Raw genomic sequence first — 18,586 nt, 5'->3', positions numbered from 1 at the left:
CTCGTGCTAGTTTACTAAGCTCTGCTCATCTCTTTACGTTACACTGTTTTCTCTTTAAATGCTAGACAGAATTTTCTATGTATAAATAAACGAGGCTACCTAAAAGCCTCCGTAAGACGTCCTTCTCGAACTGTTAAGATGAAAAAACTTATGTTATAAGATTTTTGTCATTCAACTCAAAAAAACGTGCAACTTGGAAGTTTTTAAATAGCCTCGTGCATTAATGCAATAAAAAAGCGCGCACCCCATTCAAGAGAAATGCGCAATAATCGAATATTCTCACCTTCTAAGGTTGCTCAGACCTTAGAGTGAATGGGGTGCGTAGAGCTAAACGAGACAGCACTTATGTCCGCTCATCATAACGCTCGGCTTTTAAATTTGTCGTATAAATCTTGTTTTTATAAAAAAGAGGGTGCAAAGTTCATTTGCGTGAACAAGTACACCCTCCATCGCATTTCGCAATGATTAAACTAGTTCAATCACAACTACAGGCGCACCGTCACCACGGCGAGGTCCCATTTTCATAATGCGAGTATAACCGCCTTGACGGTCAGCGTAGCGTGGTGCTACATCATCAAACAATTTTTGTAATGCAAAAACTGTTGATTCATTACCTTCAGCGTCAGTGATTGTAGCCACTTCACGACGAATGTATGCTGCCGCTTGACGACGAGCATGTAAATCACCGCGTTTACCTAAAGTAATCATTTTTTCTACAACCGAGCGTAATTCTTTCGCACGCGTTTCAGTTGTTTGAATACGTTCGTTAATGATTAAGTCAGTTGCTAAATCACGTAACATCGCTTTACGTTGAGAACTTGTACGTCCAAGTTTTCTGTAACCCATGGATGTTTCCCTCCTTCGTTCAATTACTGATCATACATTTTTTTATATAAAATCGCTTAGTCTTCTTCTCGTAATCCTAAACCAAGCTCTTCTAACTTAGCTTTTACTTCTTCAAGTGATTTACGACCTAAGTTGCGAACTTTCATCATATCATCCTCAGACTTGTTAGCAAGTTCAAGAACAGTATTGATACCAGCACGTTTTAGGCAGTTGTAAGAACGAACAGAAAGATCAAGCTCTTCGATAGTCATCTCTAATACTTTTTCTTTTTGATCTTCTTCTTTTTCAACCATGATTTCAGCTGTTTTAGCTTCATCAGTTAAACCAACGAAGATATTTAGATGCTCGGTTAAAATTTTTGCTCCGAGCGAAATCGCCTCTTTAGGACCGATGCTGCCATCTGTCCACACATCTAGTGAAAGTTTGTCGAAATCAGACGATTGTCCAACACGAGTATTCTCCACAGTGAAGTTGACGCGTGAAACTGGAGTGTAAATAGAGTCGATCGGGATAACGCCGATAGGAAGATCCTCGCGTTTGTTTTGATCAGCTGGAGTGTATCCACGTCCACGTTGTGCGTGCATACGCATGCGCAAATGACCGTTTTTAGCAACAGTTGCGATATATAGATCTGGGTTTAACACTTCCACATCACTGTCATGCATGATGTCAGCAGCTGTGATAACACCTTCGCCTGCAAAATCAATTTCAATAACTTTTTCTTCGTCAGAGTAAATTTTTAATGCAAGTTTCTTTAAATTCAAAATGATTGAAGCAACATCTTCAACTACACCCTCAATAGTAGAGAACTCGTGAAGTACGCCGTCAATTTGAATAGAAGTTACAGCAGCGCCTGGTAAAGAAGACAGCAGAATGCGACGTAGTGAATTACCCAAAGTAGTACCATAACCACGTTCAAGTGGCTCTACAACAAATTTGCCATATTTAAGGTCATTACTGATCTCAACGGTTTCAATCTTTGGTTTTTCAATTTCGATCATTCAATTTACCCTCCTTAAAAACATCGAATATATATCTATTTCAACATAAAATCAAATGTCAATCAATCTTTACGATATTAAATATATGTGTACATTAAATCTAGTCGACAAGACAAGAAACTTAATTATACGCGACGACGTTTTGGTGGGCGGCAACCATTATGAGGAACTGGAGTTACGTCTTTAATAGCTGTAACTTCTAAACCTGCAGCTTGAAGTGCACGAATAGCAGCTTCACGACCTGCACCAGGACCTTTAACAGTTACTTCTAATGTTTTTAAACCGTGTTCCATTGCAGTTTTAGCAGCAGTTTCAGCAGCCATTTGAGAAGCGAATGGAGTAGATTTACGTGATCCACGGAAACCTAATGCACCAGCAGAAGACCAAGAAATAGCGTTACCTTGTACATCTGTGATGGTTACGATTGTATTATTAAATGTAGAACGGATGTGAGCGATACCAGATTCGATATTCTTTTTCACACGACGTTTACGTGATTGTTGTTTACGTACCATGTTAAGAAGAAACCTCCTTTACTTAATTATTTTTTCTTGTTCGCAACAGTTTTACGAGGACCTTTACGCGTACGCGCATTGTTCTTCGTATTTTGTCCACGAACTGGTAAACCACGACGGTGACGGATACCGCGGAATGAAGCGATCTCCATTAGACGTTTGATGTTAAGTGAGATTTCGCGACGTAAGTCACCCTCTACTTTATACTTGTCTAATTGTTCACGGATTTGGTTTAATTGATCTTCAGTTAGATCTTTTACACGAGTATCTTCTGAAACACCTGCGTCTGCAAGAACTTGTTTAGCAGTTGTGTTACCGATACCGTAAATGTATGTTAATGAAATTACAACGCGTTTTTCGCGTGGAATGTCAACACCAGCAATACGTGCCATGTACGATGTGCACCTCCTTTAGAATTATCCTTGTTTTTGTTTGTGTTTAGGATTTTCACAGATTACCATTACTTTACCGCGTCGACGAATAACTTTACATTTTTCGCAGATCGGTTTTACTGATGGTCTTACTTTCATCTTAACCTAACCTCCTTAGTGGTCCGGAGTGCAAAAGATTATTTAAAACGGTATGTGATACGACCGCGTGTTAAGTCATACGGAGATAATTCAATTGTAACTTTATCTCCAGGTAAAATACGGATAAAGTGCATACGGATTTTGCCAGATACATGAGCTAGCACTGTATGACCATTTTCTAATTCTACCTTAAACATCGCGTTTGGCAAAGTTTCAACAACTGTACCTTCGATTTCAATTACATCGTCTTTCGCCATCGAGCCTGTCTCCCTTCTATATGCAATTCAGGTTCTCATCGTCAAATTCAAACGGAATTTGCTGCAAGCTTCATCTTAAACAAGATAATTCGCATCAACAATGGTTTGGTTTATGAGGATGTTCGAAAGACGTTCATCAGGTTTCGCATCTCATAATCCCAGGATAATATGTCCCCGGAGAACCTTGTATCCCTTCATGTCAACACGATCACCCGGAATGTCCTAGATGAGATCCTGCATACCTGTTAAAAACAGATACTTTTCACGAAACCCATTATACCCTGTTCGAATACTGATTGCATCTAGGAAAAAGGGTATCCTTTAAACGAAACAATCCATTCTTCAGTGCATAGACCGGGCACAATATGCTTTTGCAGCTCTCGAAAATTAACTTTCCGTTGTGCCACCGCATACTACCTTGCCTCAGCAAAATCAATGCGCCCGAGACACGGGTTATTAGTTGCGGCTGCTCTGTAAAAGAGCGTCTACATCAGCAAACACTTTACCGATTTCTTGATCGCCATTAATGTTTGTTAAAACATTTTTAGCAGCGTAGAAATCTAATAATGGTTGTGATTGCTTAATATTTACTTCCAGACGGTTATTAACTGTCTCTGGATTATCGTCTGCTCTTTGATAAAGTTCTCCTCCATCTTTATCACATTTTCCTTCCTCTTTTGGAGGGTTGAAAATTAAATGATAAGATGAACCACATACTTTACAGATACGACGACCTGTTAAACGTTTAACCAGATCTTCTTTAGCTACTTCAATATTTACCACATGTTCAATTGATTTACCTAAATCAGCTAGAATTGCATCTAGTGCTTCAGCTTGCTCAATTGTACGTGGGAAACCATCAAGTAGGAATCCTTGGTTACAATCAGGTTGGCTTAAGCGCTCGCGAACGATACCAATCGTTACTTCATCCGGAACTAAAGAACCGTTATCCATAAACGATTTCGCTTGTAAGCCTAATTCCGTACCGTTACTAATAGCTGCACGGAACATATCGCCTGTAGAAATATGAGGGATATCGTACTTCTCAACAATTTTGTCTGCTTGAGTACCTTTACCAGCACCAGGCAAACCCATTAAAACGATATTCATACGGTGAGCCCCCTCTTTCAATTATGATGGTTCAAAGGAACGAAAACGCCCCTGAAAACCAACTTTTATTTCATAAAACCTTTGTAGTGACGTTTTACTAACTGTGATTCAAGTTGTTTCATTGTTTCGAGTGCAACACCCACAACGATGATTAGACTTGTACCGCCAATTTGAGCCGACTGCGGAAGATTAGCGATATTTACGAATAAAATCGGTAAAATTGCCACAACTGACAGATAAATAGCCCCAACAAAAGTTAAGCGATATAAGACACTTGTTAAATAACTTTCAGTACTTTTACCTGGGCGAATACCCGGGATATAAGCACCTTGTTTTTTCAAGTTGTCCGCTACTTTTTCCGGATTCACTTGTACGAAAGCATAGAAGTACGTAAATGCAACAATCAATGCAACGTAGATAATCATACCAACTGGTTTTGAATAATCAAAAGTGTTTTGGATAAAGATAGCTACTTTCCCATCACCGAAGAAACTAGCCAATGTTCTAGGTGTTACGATGAACGCAACCGCAAAGATTACTGGAATAACGCCGGCAGCGTTAACTTTCAATGGTAAATGAGATTGTTGTGCTCCACGATTAGCACTTGTGCCTTTTGCATATTGAATTGGAATTTTACGATCCGCTTGTTGGAAGTAAATGATTCCGACAATAATAAGAAGAGCTGCAAGAGCAATCAGTACGACTTTGATAATGTTGATGAACATTTGATCACCAGCATTTTCAAATTCTTGAGCATAAATTTGGTTCACTGTTGTTGGTAAAGCGGCTACGATACCTGCGAAGATAATGATTGAAACACCATTACCAACACCTTTATCAGTAATTTGCTCACCTAACCATAAAAGAAATGCTGTACCAGCAGTTAACACAATAGCAATTGTAAAGTAAGTTAGGAAACCTTCACCTTGAATCAATTCCCCACCGTACATACGGTTGAAACCGTAAGACATGGCGATTGATTGGATGAATGCAAGAATAATAGCAAAGTAACGAGTAAATTGCGCACTTTTCTTACGTCCTGCCTCACCTTGTTTTGACCACTCTGTAAACTTCTTAACAACGTCCATTTGCAACAGCTGTACGATGATCGATGCCGTAATGTAAGGCATAATCCCCATCGCAAAGATTGAGAAGTTTTGTAAGGCTCCTCCACCGAATGTATTTAAAAAGCCGACAAGACTATATTGGTCTGTTTGCTTTAATACGTCAGCGTTCACATTTGGCACTGGCACAAATGTTCCAATACGGAACACTACCAGCATCAAAAGTGTAAAGATGATTTTATTTCGAATATCTCTCACACGTAAAAAGCTCGAGATTGTCTGAAACATTAAATCACCTCAATGTTCCCGCCCGCATTTTCGATTGCTTCTTTTGCTGAAGCTGAGAATTTGTGGGCTTTAATAGAAAGCTTTTTATCAAGTGATCCATTACCTAGGATTTTGATACCAGATTTTTCATTGCCTACAACACCAGATTCGATAAGTAAAGCTGGTGTAACTTCTGTACCTTCTTCAAAACGGTTTAACGCATCAAGGTTCACGATAGCGAACTCTTTACGGTTAATGTTTGTGAAGCCGCGTTTTGGTAAACGACGGAATAAAGGGTTTTGACCACCTTCAAAGCCCGGACGAACGCCGCCGCCAGAACGTGCTTTTTGACCTTTATGACCACGACCAGAAGTTTTACCGTTACCAGTCGCGATACCACGACCTACACGGTTACGTTCTTTACGTGAACCAGCAGTTGGTTGTAACTCATGAAGTTTCATTATTAGATGGCACCTCCTTATATATAGAATAATGTATTATTTTTCAATAACAGTTACTAAGTGAGCAACTTTTGCAATCGCACCGCGAACAGCAACGTTATCGTTGTGTTCAACAGTTTGATTCATTTTGCGTAAACCTAGAGCTTGTGCAGTTGCACGTTGACCTGGTTTAGCGCCAATTAGGCTTTTTGTTAGGGTAACTTCTAATTTGTTTGCCATAGTCATTTCCCTCCCTTAACCTAATAACTCTTCTACTGATTTACCACGAAGTTTTGCAACTTCTTCAGCGTGTTTAAGTTCTGTTAAACCTTTAATAGTCGCACGTACCATGTTGATTGGTGTGTTTGAACCTAAAGATTTTGAAAGAATGTCCGTAATACCAGCTAACTCTAATACAGCACGCACTGGACCACCAGCGATAACTCCTGTACCAGGAGCAGCAGGTTTGATCATGATGTTTCCTGCACCGAATTTACCAATTACTAAATGAGGTGTAGTACCACCAACACGTGGAACTTCCACTAGGTTTTTCTTCGCATCTTCAACAGCTTTACGAATAGCATCAGGTACTTCTTGAGCTTTACCTGTACCAAAACCAACATGGCCATTGCGGTCTCCTACTACTACTAATGCAGTAAAACGGAAACGACGTCCACCTTTAACAACTTTAGCTACGCGGTTGATTGTAACAACGCGTTCTTCAAGTTCTAGTTTGTTTGCGTCAATAATGTGACCCATGAAATGTGTACCTCCTTCTTATTAAAATTCTAAACCGTTTTCGCGAGCAGCTTCAGCTAAAGCTTTTACGCGTCCGTGGTATAAGTAACCGCCGCGGTCAAATACAACAGCTTTGATGTTTTTTTCTGCAGCTTTTTTAGCGATAGTTTCACCAATTTTAGATGCAGCTTCTACGTTCCCTGCAGAACCTTCGAAACCTTTATCCATTGTTGAAGCTGAAACTAATGTTACGCCTTGAGAATCGTCGATGATTTGAGCGTAAATGTTTTTATTAGAACGGTACACGTTTAAACGAGGACGTTGTGTAGTACCAGAAATTTTTGAACGTACGCGTGCATGACGTTTTTTACGAACTTGATTCTTATCTTGTTTCGTAATCACAAAAGGTCACTCCTTTCTAATGCTTATGCAGCATTATTTACCTGTTTTACCTTCTTTACGACGAACGTATTCGCCTTCGTAACGGATCCCTTTACCTTTGTAAGGCTCTGGAGGACGAACGTCACGGATGTTAGATGCAAGAGCACCAACTTTTTCTTTTGAAATACCTTTAACGATAACTTTTGTGTTAGAAGGTACTTCAACTTCAACACCGTCTTCTGGTGTAAACTCAACTGGGTGAGAATAACCAACGTTAAGTACTAGTTTTTTGCCTTGTAATTGAGCACGGTAACCTACACCGATTAATTCTAATGATTTAGAGAATCCTTCAGATACACCAGTTACCATGTTAGCAAGTAACGCACGAGTTGTACCGTGGTTAGTACGGTGCTCTTTAGATTCAGAAGGACGAGTGATTGTAATCACGTTACCTTCTTGTTCGATTTTCATATCTTTGTGGAAAGAACGAACTAATTCGCCTTTTGGACCTTTAACAGTTGCTACGTTGTTTGCATCTACTGATACAGTAACACCTGCAGGTACCTCGATTGGTTTTTTACCTACGCGAGACATTTAATGTTGCACCTCCATTCATTTGTTGCTTATTACCAAACGTATGCTAAAACTTCGCCGCCAACTTTTTGAGCGCGAGCTTCTTTATCTGTTAATAAACCGTTTGAAGTAGAAACTAAAGCGATCCCTAGACCGTTTAATACTTTAGGTAATTCTTCAGTTTTAGCGTAAACGCGTAAACCCGGTTTAGAAATACGTTTTAAACCTGTAATAACACGTTCGTTATTTTGACCGTATTTTAAGAAGATACGGATAATTCCTTGTTTGTCATCTTCAACATACTCTACATCACGTACAAAACCTTCACGCTTTAAAATTTCAGCGATCTCTTTTTTGATATTAGAAGCTGGAAGCTCTAATTTTTCGTGACGAACCATGTTCGCGTTACGTACGCGAGTTAGCATGTCAGCGATTGGATCTGTCATTGTCATTACATTTACCTCCTTCCCAATATTAGGGGATTACCAGCTGGCTTTTTTCACGCCAGGAATTTGTCCCTTGTAAGCAAGTTCTCGGAAACAAATACGGCAAAGTTTAAATTTGCGGTATACAGAGTGTGGACGGCCACAGCGTTCACAGCGAGTATATTCTTGTACTTTGAATTTAGAACCGCGTTGTTGCTTGATGATCATAGATTTTTTTGCCACGATCTCGCCTCCCTTATTATTTTTGGAATGGCATACCGAATTGTGTTAACAACTCGCGAGCTTCTTCGTCAGAGTTCGCAGTAGTAACGATAACGATATCCATACCGCGTACTTTTGATACTTTATCATAGTCGATTTCTGGGAAAATTAATTGTTCCTTCACACCAAGAGTGTAGTTACCGCGACCGTCGAATGCTTTTTTAGAAACACCGTGGAAGTCACGTACACGTGGTAATGAAACAGCGATTAATTTATCTAAGAAGTCATACATACGCTCTCCACGTAATGTAACTTTTGCACCGATTGGCATACCTTCACGTAGACGGAAGCCAGCGATTGATTTTTTCGCTTTTGTGATAACTGGTTTTTGACCAGTGATTAAAGCTAATTCTTCAACAGCAGAGTCAAGAACTTTAGAGTTTTGAACAGCGTCACCAACACCCATGTTAACAACGATTTTCTCAACTTTTGGTACTTGCATTACTGATGTATATTCAAATTTGCTCATTAGAGCAGATGATACTTCATTTACAAATTTGTCTTTTAGGCGGCTCATTTGTATACCTCCTCTCTATTACTATTAGTCGATTACTTTACCTGATTTTTTTGAAACACGAACTTTTTTGCCATCTTCCATTTTGTAACCTACGCGAGTCGGCTCGCCAGTTTTCGGATCGATTAACATTACGTTCGATACGTGAATTGCAGCTTCTTGGCTTACAATTCCACCTTGTGGATTTAGTTGGTTAGGCTTAACGTGTTTTTTAACGATGTTAACACCTTCAACTAAAACGCGATCTTTTTTCGGGAATGCAGATAGGATAACGCCTTCTTTGCCTTTATCTTTACCTGTAATCACTTTTACTTTATCGCCTTTTTTAACGTGCATTTGTCGCACCTCCTTGATGGCTACTTTCATGTAATTAAAGAACTTCCGGAGCTAATGAAACGATTTTCATGTAGTTGCTATCACGTAGTTCACGAGCAACTGGTCCGAAAATACGAGTTCCACGTGGTGACTTGTCATCACGGATGATTACGCATGCGTTCTCATCGAATTTGATGTAAGTACCGTCTTTACGACGTGCACCGCTCTTAGTACGAACGATTACAGCTTTAACTACTTCGCCTTTCTTGACAACGCCACCTGGTGTTGCTTTCTTAACTGTACAAACAATAACATCACCGATATTAGCAGTTTTACGGCCAGAACCACCAAGTACTTTAATTGTAAGTACTTCTTTAGCACCTGAGTTGTCGGCAACTTTCAAACGACTTTCTTGTTGAATCACTTAGGTTACCTCCCTTCGGATCGAGTGTTCCGAAATTATTTAGATAATAACCGCTTTTTCTACAACTTCAACTAAACGGAAACGTTTAGTAGCTGATAGCGGACGAGTTTCCATAATGCGTACGATATCTCCAACTTTTGCTGTGTTGTTTTCATCATGCGCTTTGAACTTTTTAGAGTATTTTACACGTTTACCGTAAAGTGAGTGTTTCTTGTATGTTTCAACGACTACTGTGATCGTTTTATCCATTTTGTCAGAAACAACACGGCCTGTGTAAACTTTGCGTTGGTTACGCTCAGACATGCTTGCAAACCTCCTTTATCAGTTAATTAGCACTGATTTCTCTTTGACGAATAACAGTTTTCATACGAGCGATAGTTTTACGTACCTCACGAATGCGAGCTGTGTTTTCTAATTGACCAGTCGCTAATTGGAAGCGAAGGTTGAAAAGCTCTTCTTTCAGTGATTTTACTTGATCTTCAATTTCAACACTTGTAAGTTCACGAATTTCATTAGCTTTCATTAGATTCACCACCAATTTCTTCACGTTTAACAACTTTACACTTAACAGGTAACTTATGAGATGCTAAGCGAAGTGCTTCACGAGCGACTTCTTCCGAAACCCCACCGATTTCAAACATTACACGGCCTGGTTTTACAACTGCTACCCAACCTTCAGGAGCACCTTTACCAGAACCCATACGTACTTCTAGAGGCTTTTTAGTGTAAGGTTTGTGTGGGAAGATGTTAATCCATACTTTACCACCACGTTTTGTATAACGTGTCATTGCAATACGGGCTGCTTCAATTTGACGGTTAGTGATCCAGCTAGCTGATTGAGCTTGTAAACCGAATTCACCGAATGTTACTGTAGTACCGCCTTTTGCTTGGCCACGCATTTTACCACGGTGTACACGACGGTATTTAACGCGTTTTGGCAATAACATAATTATTTGCCTCCTTCCACAGAGTTCTTCTTAGTTGGAAGTACTTCTCCACGGTAGATCCATACTTTAACACCTAACTTACCATAAGTAGTGTCAGCTTCAGCGTGAGCATAATCGATGTCAGCGCGAAGTGTATGAAGTGGAACAGTTCCTTCACTGTAGTGCTCAGCACGAGCGATATCAGCGCCACCTAGACGACCAGATACTTGAGTTTTGATACCTTTAGCACCTGCACGCATAGTGCGTTGAATTGTTTGTTTTTGTGCACGACGGAATGATACACGGTTTTCTAATTGGCGAGCGATGTTCTCAGCAACTAGTTTTGCATCAAGATCTGCACGTTTGATTTCAACGATGTTGATGTGTACGCGTTTGCCAGTCATAGCGTTAAGGTTTTTACGAAGTGCTTCAACTTCAGTACCACCCTTACCGATAACCATACCTGGTTTCGCTGTACTAATTGTAATGTTAATTCTGTTAGCAGCACGTTCAATTTCTACTTTAGAAACTGATGCTTCTTTTAAAGTTTTTTCAATGTAATTACGTACTTTGATATCTTCGTGAAGTAATGTTGCGTAGTCTTTCTCAGCGTACCAGCGAGATTCCCAATCACGAATGACACCTACACGTAAACCTATTGGATGTACTTTTTGACCCACGTATTATCCCTCCTTCTTCTCAGATACCACTAGAGTAATGTGGCTTGTACGTTTGTTGATCGCACTTGCACGACCTTGTGCGCGTGGACGGAAACGTTTTAATGTTGGACCTTCGTCTACGAATACTTCAGAAACGATTAGGCTGTTTACATCTAAATCATAGTTGTGCTCTGCATTAGCGATTGCTGAGTTTAAAACTTTCTCTACTACAGGAGAAGCTGCTTTAGGAGTATGTTTTAAAATAGCGATTGCTTCGCCAACTTGCTTGCCTCTAATTAAGTCTACTACTAGACGTACCTTACGAGGAGCAATGCGAACTGTGCGAGCGATTGCTTTAGCTTGTTGCATTAGGATTAACCTCCCCTCTTAATTAGCGTACTGATGTTCTCTTATCATCTGCACCGTGACCTTTATAAGTACGTGTTGGTGCGAATTCGCCAAGTTTATGACCTACCATATCTTCAGTCACGTATACAGGCACATGTTTGCGTCCATCATATACTGCGATTGTTAATCCGATAAAGTTCGGGAAGATTGTAGAGCGGCGAGACCAAGTTTTAATAACTTGCTTTTTTTCTGAATCTTGTTGAGCTTCAACCTTAGTCATTAAGTGAGCGTCAACAAAAGGTCCTTTTTTCAAGCTACGACCCATTTTGGAACCTCCCTCCGTGATTCCACCACGGTTCGACCATTGAACCGTAGTTTAACCACTTTATTTTTTACGACGACGAATAATAAGCTTGTCAGATTTTGCTTTTTTGTTACGAGTTTTGTAACCAAGTGCTGGTTTACCCCATGGAGTCATTGGTGACTTACGTCCAACTGGAGCTTTACCTTCACCACCACCGTGTGGGTGATCGTTAGGGTTCATTACAGAACCACGTACAGTTGGGCGTTTACCCATCCAACGTTTACGTCCAGCTTTACCAATGTGGATAAGTTCGTGTTGTTCGTTACCTACAGCACCGATTGTAGCGCGGCATGTAGCAAGAATCATACGTACTTCACCAGATTGTAAGCGTACAATTACATACTTACCTTCTTTACCAAGTACTTGAGCTGAAGTACCTGCAGAACGTACTAATTGTCCACCTTTACCAGGTTTCATTTCGATATTGTGGATTGTTGTACCCATTGGGATATTTGTTAATGGTAACGCGTTACCAACTTTAATATCAACATCTGGACCTGAAACAACTTCCATACCTACTTTAAGACCTTTTGGTGCTAAGATATAGCGTTTTTCACCATCAGCATAGTTAATTAATGCGATGTTAGCAGATCGGTTTGGATCATACTCAATAGTAGCGACTTTACCTGGGATACCGTCTTTGATACGTTTGAAATCAATGATACGGTATTGGCGTTTATGTCCACCACCATTATGACGAACAGTGATTTTACCCTGGTTGTTACGACCAGCTTTGCGTTTTGTAGACTCTAATAATGATTTTTCTGGCTTATTAGTAGTGATTTCAGCAAAGTCCGATGAAGTCATGTTACGACGTCCATTAGTGGTAGGTTTATACTTTTTAATCGCCATGTGTTTTCCCTCCTTTAAAAATGTCTATTCGAATTACATTTCGAATAATTCGATTTCGCCTTCAGCTAGTGTTACAACAGCTTTACGACGTTTGTTTGTTAAACCAGTGTAGCGGCCAACGCGTTTCTTTTTACCTTTGTAGTTCATGATGTTTACTTTCTCAACTTTAACTCCAAAGATTGTTTCAACAGCGTTTTTCACTTCTGTTTTGTTGGCACGAGTGTCAACTTCGAAAGTGTATTTTTGTTCTGCCATTTGTTCTGAAGAAAGCTCAGTAATGACAGGACGTTTTAAAATGTCACGTGCTTCCATTAACCAAGCACCTCCTCAATTTTTTCTACAGCAGATTTAGTCATTACAACTTGGTTATGACCAACTAGGTCAAGAACGTTGATGCCTTCAGCTGTTAATACTGTTACACCTGGAATATTACGAGCAGCAAGTGCTACGTTTTCTTCCACATCAGCAGTTACGAATAAAGCTTTAGATTCGATTTTAAGATCTGAAAGAACTTGTACGAAATCTTTAGTTTTAGGTGCTGCTAATGTTAATGCGTCTAATACTACTAATTCAGTATCTGCAACTTTTGCTGATAATACTGATTTAAGAGCTAAACGACGAACTTTTTTAGGAAGTTTGTATGCATAGCTACGTGGTGTTGGACCGAATACGATACCACCGCCGCGCCATTGTGGAGAACGGATTGAACCTTGGCGAGCACGACCAGTACCCTTTTGACGCCATGGTTTACGACCACCACCTGCAACTTCAGAACGATTTTTTACTTTGTGTGTACCTTGACGTAGTGAAGCGCGTTGAGCGATTACTGCATCAAATACAACTGATTCATTTGGTTCGATTCCGAAGATCGCATCGTTTAATTCGATTTCGCCTACAGAAGAACCTGTTTGACTAAGTACATTAACTTTTGTCATTCCTGTTTCCTCCTTTCTTCGGAAAATTAGTTACCTTTAATAGCAGATTTAACTGTTACTAATGATTTTTTAGAACCAGGAACATTACCTTTTACTAAAATAAGGTTACGTTCAGCATCCACTTTAACGATTGTTAAGTTTTGGATTGTTACTACTGTACCACCCATTTGACCAGGTAATTTCTTTTGTTTGAACACGCGGTTCGGAGCAACTGGACCCATTGAACCAGGACGACGGTGGTAACGAGAACCATGTGACATAGGTCCACGAGATTGTCCGTGGCGTTTGATAACACCTTGGAAACCTTTACCTTTAGTAACACCTGTTACATCTACTACATCGCCTTCTGCGAAACTATCAACTTTGACTTCTTGACCAATTTCGTACTCAGCTAAGTTTGCATTGCGAATTTCGCGAATGAAGCGCTTAGGAGCAGTGTTTGCTTTAGCTACGTGCCCTTGTTCAGGTTTGTTAGAAAGCTTTGCACGCTTATCTTCGAAACCTAATTGAATTGCTTCGTAACCATCAGTATCAACTGTTTTCTTTTGAAGAACTACGTTTGGAGTAGCTTCGATTACAGTTACTGGAATTAGATCGCCATTCTCTGCAAAAACTTGCGTCATACCGATTTTTCTACCTAAGATTCCTTTAGTCATTTAGTCGCACCTCCTGTAAGATTTAAAATATTATTTTTATTTTTACCATTAAAGTTTGATTTCAATATCAACGCCAGATGGTAAATCAAGTTTCATTAACGCATCAACAGTTTGTGGTGTTGGGTTAACGATATCGATCAGACGTTTATGTGTACGCATTTCGAATTGTTCACGAGAATCTTTGTACTTATGAACCGCACGTAAGATAGTGTAAACTGATTTTTCAGTTGGTAGTGGAATCGGACCTGATACACCAGCACCTGAACGTTTAGCAGTTTCAACAATTTTCTCAGCCGATTGATCAAGAATTCTGTGATCATATGCTTTTAAACGGATACGAATCTTTTGTTTTGCCATTATTTTCCCTCCCTTTTCGCCTATTTCCTAGACAATTCTCCACGAAAATTTTCCGAGCACTCGCCATGGCAATGCGGCCGGGTGTGTCGGTAACCTCTCGCTTCATCGCAGTCAAAGACCAACATTCAATATTATACATAATAATATCGCAATGTGCAAGTCGTTTCAGGAAAATATTTTATATGTAACTCGTTTCCCTTATTTCTTCACGCGTTCGGTCTTTACAACGCTTTATAGTATATAAAATTATGAACTCAATTTCAATTGTTAACTGTATATTTTTAAAAAATCTTTTGATCTTATTTAACAATAGCTAAAAGAAAAACCCAAGGAGTGCGCACTCCTTGGGTTTTATTACAGTTATAACATTCTTCAATAGAAGAAATTATTTTTGGATTGAAGCTACAACGCCAGCGCCTACTGTACGGCCACCTTCACGGATTGAGAACTTAGTACCATCTTCGATAGCGATTGGGTGAATTAATTCAACGTCCATTTCAACGTTATCGCCAGGCATTACCATTTCAACGCCTTCTGGAAGAGTGATAACACCAGTTACATCAGTTGTACGGAAGTAGAACTGAGGACGGTAGTTAGAGAAGAATGGAGTGTGACGTCCACCCTCTTCTTTTGATAATACATAAACTTCAGCTTTGAAGTTTGTGTGTGGAGTGATTGAACCTGGTTTAGCTAATACTTGACCACGTTGGATATCTTCACGAGAAACACCACGTAATAAAGCACCGATGTTATCGCCAGCTTCAGCGTAATCTAATAATTTACGGAACATTTCAACACCAGTTACAGTTGTTTGAGCAGTTTCTTCAGCGATACCTACGATATCGATTACGTCGCCGACTTTAACTTGACCACGTTCAACACGGCCAGTTGCAACTGTACCACGACCTGTGATAGAGAATACATCCTCTACAGGCATCATGAATGGTTTGTCAGTTTGACGTTCTGGAGTTGGGATGTAAGAATCAACAGCGTCCATTAATTCAACGATTGCTTCTTCCCATTTTTCTTCGCCTTCTAAAGCTTTAAGAGCAGAACCTTTGATTACAGGAACATCGTCGCCTGGGAAATCGTATTCTGATAATAAGTCACGAACTTCCATTTCAACTAATTCTAGTAATTCTTCGTCGTCTACCATATCGCATTTGTTTAAGAATACAACTAGGTATGGAACACCTACTTGACGAGATAAAAGGATGTGTTCACGAGTTTGTGGCATTGGACCATCAGCAGCAGATACTACTAAGATACCGCCGTCCATTTGTGCAGCACCAGTGATCATGTTTTTAACATAGTCAGCGTGTCCTGGGCAGTCAACGTGAGCGTAGTGACGTTTTTCAGTTTCGTACTCGATGTGAGAAGTGTTGATTGTGATACCGCGCTCTTTTTCTTCTGGAGCGTTATCGATTTGATCGTAAGATTTAGCTTCTCCACCCATTTTTTTAGAAAGAACTGTAGCGATTGCAGCAGTTAATGTAGTTTTACCATGGTCAACGTGTCCGATTGTACCAATGTTAGCATGTGTTTTAGAACGGTCGAATTTTTCTTTAGCCATTTTAAATGTGCCTCCTAGGGTTTGTAATTTAGTTTATAGTCATAATTTATTGAAGGGGCAGGGCCCTACCCCATAATAAATCATAGCTTACATAGTTATTTATACTTGATAACAGTAGAAAATTCAATTAAAAATAATTGAATTATTCACCTTTGTGTTTCTTGATGATTTCTTCAGAAACTGATTTTGGTACTTCTTCGTAGTGGTCAAATACCATTGAGAATGTACCGCGACCTTGTGTAGCTGAACGTAAAGTTGTTGCATAACCAAACATTTCAGCAAGTGGAACCATTGCACGAACAACTTGTGCGTTACCGCGAGCTTCCATACCCTCAACGCGTCCGCGACGAGCAGTAATGTTACCCATGATATCACCAAGATATTCTTCTGGCATTACAACTTCTACTTTCATAACTGGTTCTAAAAGAACTGGGTTACAAGCAGTTGCTGCTTTTTTAACTGCAAGAGATGCAGCCACTTTGAAGGCCATTTCGTTTGAATCGACATCATGGTAAGAACCATCGTATAACTTAGCTTTAACATCGATTAGTGGGAATCCAGCTAATACACCGTTTGCTAATGAGTCTCTTAAACCAGCTTCGATTGCAGGGATGTATTCACGTGGAACAACACCACCAACGATTGCGTTTTCGAATTCGAAACCTTTACCTTCTTCATTTGGAGTGAACTCAACCCATACGTCACCGTATTGACCGCGACCACCTGATTGACGAGTGAATTTACCTTGAACTTGAGCTGATGAACGGAAAGTTTCACGGTAAGAAACTTGTGGAGCACCAACGTTAGCTTCAACGCGGAATTCACGCTTCATACGATCAACTAAGATATCTAAGTGAAGTTCACCCATACCAGAGATGATTGTTTGTCCTGTTTCAGGATCAGTATGTGCACGGAAAGTTGGATCTTCTTCTTGAAGTTTTTGTAAAGCTTGACCCATTTTATCTTGGTCAGCTTTTGATTTTGGTTCTACAGAAAGTGAGATTACTGGCTCAGGGAATTCCATAGACTCAAGAATTACTAAAGCTTTTTCATCACATAAAGTATCACCAGTAGTTGTAACTTTTAAACCTACAGCTGCTGCGATATCGCCTGCGTAAACGCGTTCGATTTCTTCACGTGAGTTAGCGTGCATTTGTAGGATACGACCTACACGTTCACGCTTACCTTTAGATGAGTTTTGCACGTAAGAACCTGATTCTAAGATACCAGAGTACACACGGAAGAAAGTTAATTTACCAACATAAGGGTCAGTCATAACTTTGAACGCTAGTGCAGCGAATGGCTCTTCATCAGATGAATGACGTACGATTTCTTCGTCGCCGTCAACAGATGTACCAGTAATAGCAGCTACGTCTGTTGGAGCTGGTAAGTAGTCAATTACTGCATCAAGCATTAATTGAACACCTTTGTTTTTGAATGCTGTACCACATACTACTGGGTAGAATTCAACAGATAGAGTTGCTTTACGGATACCCGCTTTTAACTCTTCAGTTGTAATTTCTTCGCCTGCGAAGTATTTTTCCATTAGCTCTTCGTCTAATTCAGCAACAGCTTCGATTAATTTTTCGCGGTATTCTTCAGCTTGAGCTTTGTATTCCTCAGGAATTTCTTTCACTTCAGCGTTAGAACCGTCGTCACCTTCTTTGTAGAATGTAGCGTTCATTTCTACAAGGTCGATGATTGCGTGGAACTCATCTTCAGCACCGATTGGTAACTGAATTGGGTGAGCGTTTGCTTCTAAACGTTCTTTAAGAGTTCCTACAGAGTATAGGAAGTTTGCACCGATTTTATCCATTTTGTTAATGAATACGATACGTGGTACACCGTATGTTGTAGCTTGACGCCATACAGTTTCAGTTTGTGGCTCTACACCTGATTGAGCATCAAGTACAGTTACAGCACCATCAAGTACACGAAGAGAACGTTCAACTTCTACAGTGAAGTCTACGTGTCCTGGTGTATCAATGATGTTTACGCGGTGGCCTTTCCATTGAGCTGTTGTCGCAGCAGAAGTGATTGTGATACCACGTTCTTGCTCTTGCTCCATCCAGTCCATTTGAGAAGCACCTTCGTGAGTTTCACCGATTTTGTGAATCTTACCAGTGTAATAAAGGATACGCTCTGTAGTTGTTGTTTTACCAGCATCGATGTGAGCCATGATTCCGATATTACGAGTGTTCTCTAGTGAGAATTCTCTAGTCATGCGGTATTTC

The 18,586-nt window shown here is 40.0% G+C and carries 31 protein-coding genes; all 31 read right to left on the bottom strand.

Going from position 1 to position 18,586, the window contains the following annotated elements:
• Positions 1-465 precede the first annotated feature (465 nt).
• The gene (rplQ, locus tag ASO14_RS00320; RefSeq protein WP_068450171.1) at positions 466-846 is read right to left on the bottom strand and encodes a 50S ribosomal protein L17; all 381 of its coding nucleotides are present in this window, start codon (positions 844-846) and stop codon (positions 466-468) included.
• Between the two features lie 56 nt (positions 847-902).
• Complete coding sequence (locus ASO14_RS00315) at positions 903-1,847, bottom strand: DNA-directed RNA polymerase subunit alpha (RefSeq protein ID WP_068450169.1); 945 nt, start codon at positions 1,845-1,847, stop codon at positions 903-905.
• 125 nt (positions 1,848-1,972) lie between these two features.
• On the bottom strand, positions 1,973-2,362 hold the full coding sequence (gene rpsK, locus ASO14_RS00310; RefSeq protein WP_068450167.1) for a 30S ribosomal protein S11: 390 nt from the start codon (positions 2,360-2,362) through the stop codon (positions 1,973-1,975).
• 26 nt (positions 2,363-2,388) lie between these two features.
• Complete coding sequence (rpsM, locus tag ASO14_RS00305; RefSeq protein ID WP_068450165.1) at positions 2,389-2,754, bottom strand: 30S ribosomal protein S13; 366 nt, start codon at positions 2,752-2,754, stop codon at positions 2,389-2,391.
• 24 nt (positions 2,755-2,778) lie between these two features.
• Complete coding sequence (rpmJ, locus tag ASO14_RS00300) at positions 2,779-2,892, bottom strand: 50S ribosomal protein L36 (RefSeq protein ID WP_000868344.1); 114 nt, start codon at positions 2,890-2,892, stop codon at positions 2,779-2,781.
• Positions 2,893-2,930: 38 nt separating this feature from the next.
• Positions 2,931-3,149, bottom strand: coding sequence for a translation initiation factor IF-1 (gene infA / locus ASO14_RS00295; RefSeq protein ID WP_038179110.1), 219 nt, complete (start codon positions 3,147-3,149; stop codon positions 2,931-2,933).
• Between the two features lie 456 nt (positions 3,150-3,605).
• Complete coding sequence (locus ASO14_RS00290) at positions 3,606-4,259, bottom strand: adenylate kinase (RefSeq protein WP_068450164.1); 654 nt, start codon at positions 4,257-4,259, stop codon at positions 3,606-3,608.
• 65 nt (positions 4,260-4,324) lie between these two features.
• Entirely contained in the window at positions 4,325-5,611 is a 1,287-nt protein-coding gene (secY, locus tag ASO14_RS00285) for a preprotein translocase subunit SecY (RefSeq protein ID WP_068450162.1), read from the bottom strand.
• Positions 5,611-6,051: a 50S ribosomal protein L15 gene (gene rplO, locus ASO14_RS00280; RefSeq protein WP_068450160.1), complete on the bottom strand. Its 441-nt coding sequence runs from the start codon at positions 6,049-6,051 to the stop codon at positions 5,611-5,613. The genes secY and rplO overlap by 1 nt, the downstream gene beginning before the upstream one ends.
• A 36-nt stretch (positions 6,052-6,087) precedes the next feature.
• Entirely contained in the window at positions 6,088-6,270 is a 183-nt protein-coding gene (rpmD, locus tag ASO14_RS00275; protein WP_068450158.1) for a 50S ribosomal protein L30, read from the bottom strand.
• A 15-nt stretch (positions 6,271-6,285) separates the two neighbouring features.
• Complete coding sequence (gene rpsE, locus ASO14_RS00270) at positions 6,286-6,789, bottom strand: 30S ribosomal protein S5 (RefSeq protein ID WP_068450156.1); 504 nt, start codon at positions 6,787-6,789, stop codon at positions 6,286-6,288.
• A gap of 21 nt (positions 6,790-6,810) precedes the next feature.
• A complete protein-coding gene (gene rplR, locus ASO14_RS00265) occupies positions 6,811-7,170 on the bottom strand; it encodes a 50S ribosomal protein L18 (RefSeq protein ID WP_068450154.1) in 360 nt (119 codons plus the stop codon).
• A gap of 33 nt (positions 7,171-7,203) precedes the next feature.
• Positions 7,204-7,743 carry a 50S ribosomal protein L6 gene (gene rplF / locus ASO14_RS00260; protein ID WP_068450152.1) on the bottom strand — a complete coding sequence of 180 codons (540 nt, stop codon included), beginning with the start codon at positions 7,741-7,743 and terminating at the stop codon, positions 7,204-7,206.
• A 32-nt stretch (positions 7,744-7,775) separates the two neighbouring features.
• Positions 7,776-8,174 (bottom strand): 30S ribosomal protein S8, encoded by a 399-nt coding sequence (rpsH, locus tag ASO14_RS00255; RefSeq protein WP_068450150.1) that lies wholly within the window; start codon positions 8,172-8,174, stop codon positions 7,776-7,778.
• Between the two features lie 30 nt (positions 8,175-8,204).
• Positions 8,205-8,390 (bottom strand): type Z 30S ribosomal protein S14, encoded by a 186-nt coding sequence (locus tag ASO14_RS00250; protein WP_068450148.1) that lies wholly within the window; start codon positions 8,388-8,390, stop codon positions 8,205-8,207.
• A gap of 16 nt (positions 8,391-8,406) precedes the next feature.
• The gene (gene rplE / locus ASO14_RS00245) at positions 8,407-8,946 is read right to left on the bottom strand and encodes a 50S ribosomal protein L5 (RefSeq protein WP_068450146.1); all 540 of its coding nucleotides are present in this window, start codon (positions 8,944-8,946) and stop codon (positions 8,407-8,409) included.
• 24 nt (positions 8,947-8,970) lie between these two features.
• Complete coding sequence (gene rplX / locus ASO14_RS00240; RefSeq protein ID WP_068450144.1) at positions 8,971-9,279, bottom strand: 50S ribosomal protein L24; 309 nt, start codon at positions 9,277-9,279, stop codon at positions 8,971-8,973.
• Positions 9,280-9,313: 34 nt separating this feature from the next.
• On the bottom strand, positions 9,314-9,682 hold the full coding sequence (gene rplN, locus ASO14_RS00235) for a 50S ribosomal protein L14 (RefSeq protein ID WP_068450143.1): 369 nt from the start codon (positions 9,680-9,682) through the stop codon (positions 9,314-9,316).
• Positions 9,683-9,721: 39 nt separating this feature from the next.
• Entirely contained in the window at positions 9,722-9,985 is a 264-nt protein-coding gene (gene rpsQ, locus ASO14_RS00230; RefSeq protein ID WP_068450141.1) for a 30S ribosomal protein S17, read from the bottom strand.
• A 22-nt stretch (positions 9,986-10,007) separates the two neighbouring features.
• A complete protein-coding gene (rpmC, locus tag ASO14_RS00225) occupies positions 10,008-10,205 on the bottom strand; it encodes a 50S ribosomal protein L29 (RefSeq protein WP_068450139.1) in 198 nt (65 codons plus the stop codon).
• Positions 10,195-10,629: a 50S ribosomal protein L16 gene (rplP, locus tag ASO14_RS00220; RefSeq protein WP_068450137.1), complete on the bottom strand. Its 435-nt coding sequence runs from the start codon at positions 10,627-10,629 to the stop codon at positions 10,195-10,197. The genes rpmC and rplP overlap by 11 nt, the downstream gene beginning before the upstream one ends.
• A 2-nt stretch (positions 10,630-10,631) precedes the next feature.
• Positions 10,632-11,288 (bottom strand): 30S ribosomal protein S3, encoded by a 657-nt coding sequence (rpsC, locus tag ASO14_RS00215; protein WP_068450135.1) that lies wholly within the window; start codon positions 11,286-11,288, stop codon positions 10,632-10,634.
• 3 nt (positions 11,289-11,291) lie between these two features.
• Positions 11,292-11,636, bottom strand: a complete 345-nt coding sequence (rplV, locus tag ASO14_RS00210) for a 50S ribosomal protein L22 (protein WP_068450132.1) — start codon at positions 11,634-11,636, stop codon at positions 11,292-11,294.
• Between the two features lie 22 nt (positions 11,637-11,658).
• Positions 11,659-11,940, bottom strand: coding sequence for a 30S ribosomal protein S19 (gene rpsS, locus ASO14_RS00205; RefSeq protein WP_068450130.1), 282 nt, complete (start codon positions 11,938-11,940; stop codon positions 11,659-11,661).
• Positions 11,941-12,000: 60 nt separating this feature from the next.
• Complete coding sequence (gene rplB, locus ASO14_RS00200) at positions 12,001-12,831, bottom strand: 50S ribosomal protein L2 (RefSeq protein WP_068450128.1); 831 nt, start codon at positions 12,829-12,831, stop codon at positions 12,001-12,003.
• A gap of 33 nt (positions 12,832-12,864) precedes the next feature.
• The gene (rplW, locus tag ASO14_RS00195) at positions 12,865-13,143 is read right to left on the bottom strand and encodes a 50S ribosomal protein L23 (RefSeq protein ID WP_068450125.1); all 279 of its coding nucleotides are present in this window, start codon (positions 13,141-13,143) and stop codon (positions 12,865-12,867) included.
• Positions 13,143-13,766, bottom strand: coding sequence for a 50S ribosomal protein L4 (rplD, locus tag ASO14_RS00190; protein ID WP_068450123.1), 624 nt, complete (start codon positions 13,764-13,766; stop codon positions 13,143-13,145). Before rplD ends, rplW begins: the two co-directional genes overlap by 1 nt.
• A gap of 26 nt (positions 13,767-13,792) precedes the next feature.
• A complete protein-coding gene (gene rplC, locus ASO14_RS00185) occupies positions 13,793-14,422 on the bottom strand; it encodes a 50S ribosomal protein L3 (protein WP_068450120.1) in 630 nt (209 codons plus the stop codon).
• A 48-nt stretch (positions 14,423-14,470) separates the two neighbouring features.
• The gene (gene rpsJ / locus ASO14_RS00180; RefSeq protein WP_029500598.1) at positions 14,471-14,779 is read right to left on the bottom strand and encodes a 30S ribosomal protein S10; all 309 of its coding nucleotides are present in this window, start codon (positions 14,777-14,779) and stop codon (positions 14,471-14,473) included.
• Positions 14,780-15,164: 385 nt separating this feature from the next.
• Positions 15,165-16,352, bottom strand: a complete 1,188-nt coding sequence (tuf, locus tag ASO14_RS00175) for an elongation factor Tu (protein ID WP_068450118.1) — start codon at positions 16,350-16,352, stop codon at positions 15,165-15,167.
• A 142-nt stretch (positions 16,353-16,494) separates the two neighbouring features.
• Positions 16,495-18,576, bottom strand: coding sequence for an elongation factor G (gene fusA, locus ASO14_RS00170; protein WP_068450115.1), 2,082 nt, complete (start codon positions 18,574-18,576; stop codon positions 16,495-16,497).
• Positions 18,577-18,586: the final 10 nt, after the last annotated feature.

The sequence above is a fragment of the Kurthia sp. 11kri321 genome, from assembly GCF_001534765.1.
In the GTDB taxonomy this organism is placed as follows: domain Bacteria; phylum Bacillota; class Bacilli; order Bacillales_A; family Planococcaceae; genus Kurthia; species Kurthia gibsonii.
This window is presented reverse-complemented; position numbering and strand designations above follow the sequence as displayed.

Excerpts from the sequence above, each read along its gene's own strand:
- rpmJ (WP_000868344.1), bottom strand. The coding sequence starts at position 2,892 with ATGAAAGTAAGACCATCAGTAAAACCGATCTGCGAAAAATGTAAAGTT.
- rpsE (WP_068450156.1), bottom strand. The coding sequence starts at position 6,789 with ATGGGTCACATTATTGACGCAAACAAACTAGAACTTGAAGAACGCGTT.
- rplB (WP_068450128.1), bottom strand. The coding sequence starts at position 12,831 with ATGGCGATTAAAAAGTATAAACCTACCACTAATGGACGTCGTAACATG.
- rplD (WP_068450123.1), bottom strand. The coding sequence starts at position 13,766 with ATGACAAAAGTTAATGTACTTAGTCAAACAGGTTCTTCTGTAGGCGAA.
- rpmD (WP_068450158.1), bottom strand. The coding sequence starts at position 6,270 with ATGGCAAACAAATTAGAAGTTACCCTAACAAAAAGCCTAATTGGCGCT.
- rplE (WP_068450146.1), bottom strand. The coding sequence starts at position 8,946 with ATGAGCCGCCTAAAAGACAAATTTGTAAATGAAGTATCATCTGCTCTA.
- rpmC (WP_068450139.1), bottom strand. The coding sequence starts at position 10,205 with ATGAAAGCTAATGAAATTCGTGAACTTACAAGTGTTGAAATTGAAGAT.
- rplP (WP_068450137.1), bottom strand. The coding sequence starts at position 10,629 with ATGTTATTGCCAAAACGCGTTAAATACCGTCGTGTACACCGTGGTAAA.
- rpsM (WP_068450165.1), bottom strand. The coding sequence starts at position 2,754 with ATGGCACGTATTGCTGGTGTTGACATTCCACGCGAAAAACGCGTTGTA.
- rpsS (WP_068450130.1), bottom strand. The coding sequence starts at position 11,940 with ATGGGTCGTAGCTTGAAAAAAGGACCTTTTGTTGACGCTCACTTAATG.
- rplF (WP_068450152.1), bottom strand. The coding sequence starts at position 7,743 with ATGTCTCGCGTAGGTAAAAAACCAATCGAGGTACCTGCAGGTGTTACT.
- rplO (WP_068450160.1), bottom strand. The coding sequence starts at position 6,051 with ATGAAACTTCATGAGTTACAACCAACTGCTGGTTCACGTAAAGAACGT.
- rpsH (WP_068450150.1), bottom strand. The coding sequence starts at position 8,174 with ATGACAATGACAGATCCAATCGCTGACATGCTAACTCGCGTACGTAAC.
- ASO14_RS00315 (WP_068450169.1), bottom strand. The coding sequence starts at position 1,847 with ATGATCGAAATTGAAAAACCAAAGATTGAAACCGTTGAGATCAGTAAT.
- tuf (WP_068450118.1), bottom strand. The coding sequence starts at position 16,352 with ATGGCTAAAGAAAAATTCGACCGTTCTAAAACACATGCTAACATTGGT.
- rpsJ (WP_029500598.1), bottom strand. The coding sequence starts at position 14,779 with ATGGCAAAACAAAAGATTCGTATCCGTTTAAAAGCATATGATCACAGA.
- rplX (WP_068450144.1), bottom strand. The coding sequence starts at position 9,279 with ATGCACGTTAAAAAAGGCGATAAAGTAAAAGTGATTACAGGTAAAGAT.
- secY (WP_068450162.1), bottom strand. The coding sequence starts at position 5,611 with ATGTTTCAGACAATCTCGAGCTTTTTACGTGTGAGAGATATTCGAAAT.
- infA (WP_038179110.1), bottom strand. The coding sequence starts at position 3,149 with ATGGCGAAAGACGATGTAATTGAAATCGAAGGTACAGTTGTTGAAACT.
- rplV (WP_068450132.1), bottom strand. The coding sequence starts at position 11,636 with ATGCAACAAGCTAAAGCAATCGCTCGCACAGTTCGCATTGCTCCTCGT.
- ASO14_RS00290 (WP_068450164.1), bottom strand. The coding sequence starts at position 4,259 with ATGAATATCGTTTTAATGGGTTTGCCTGGTGCTGGTAAAGGTACTCAA.
- rplW (WP_068450125.1), bottom strand. The coding sequence starts at position 13,143 with ATGGAAGCACGTGACATTTTAAAACGTCCTGTCATTACTGAGCTTTCT.
- rpsQ (WP_068450141.1), bottom strand. The coding sequence starts at position 9,985 with ATGTCTGAGCGTAACCAACGCAAAGTTTACACAGGCCGTGTTGTTTCT.
- rplQ (WP_068450171.1), bottom strand. The coding sequence starts at position 846 with ATGGGTTACAGAAAACTTGGACGTACAAGTTCTCAACGTAAAGCGATG.
- rpsK (WP_068450167.1), bottom strand. The coding sequence starts at position 2,362 with ATGGTACGTAAACAACAATCACGTAAACGTCGTGTGAAAAAGAATATC.
- rplC (WP_068450120.1), bottom strand. The coding sequence starts at position 14,422 with ATGACTAAAGGAATCTTAGGTAGAAAAATCGGTATGACGCAAGTTTTT.
- fusA (WP_068450115.1), bottom strand. The coding sequence starts at position 18,576 with ATGACTAGAGAATTCTCACTAGAGAACACTCGTAATATCGGAATCATG.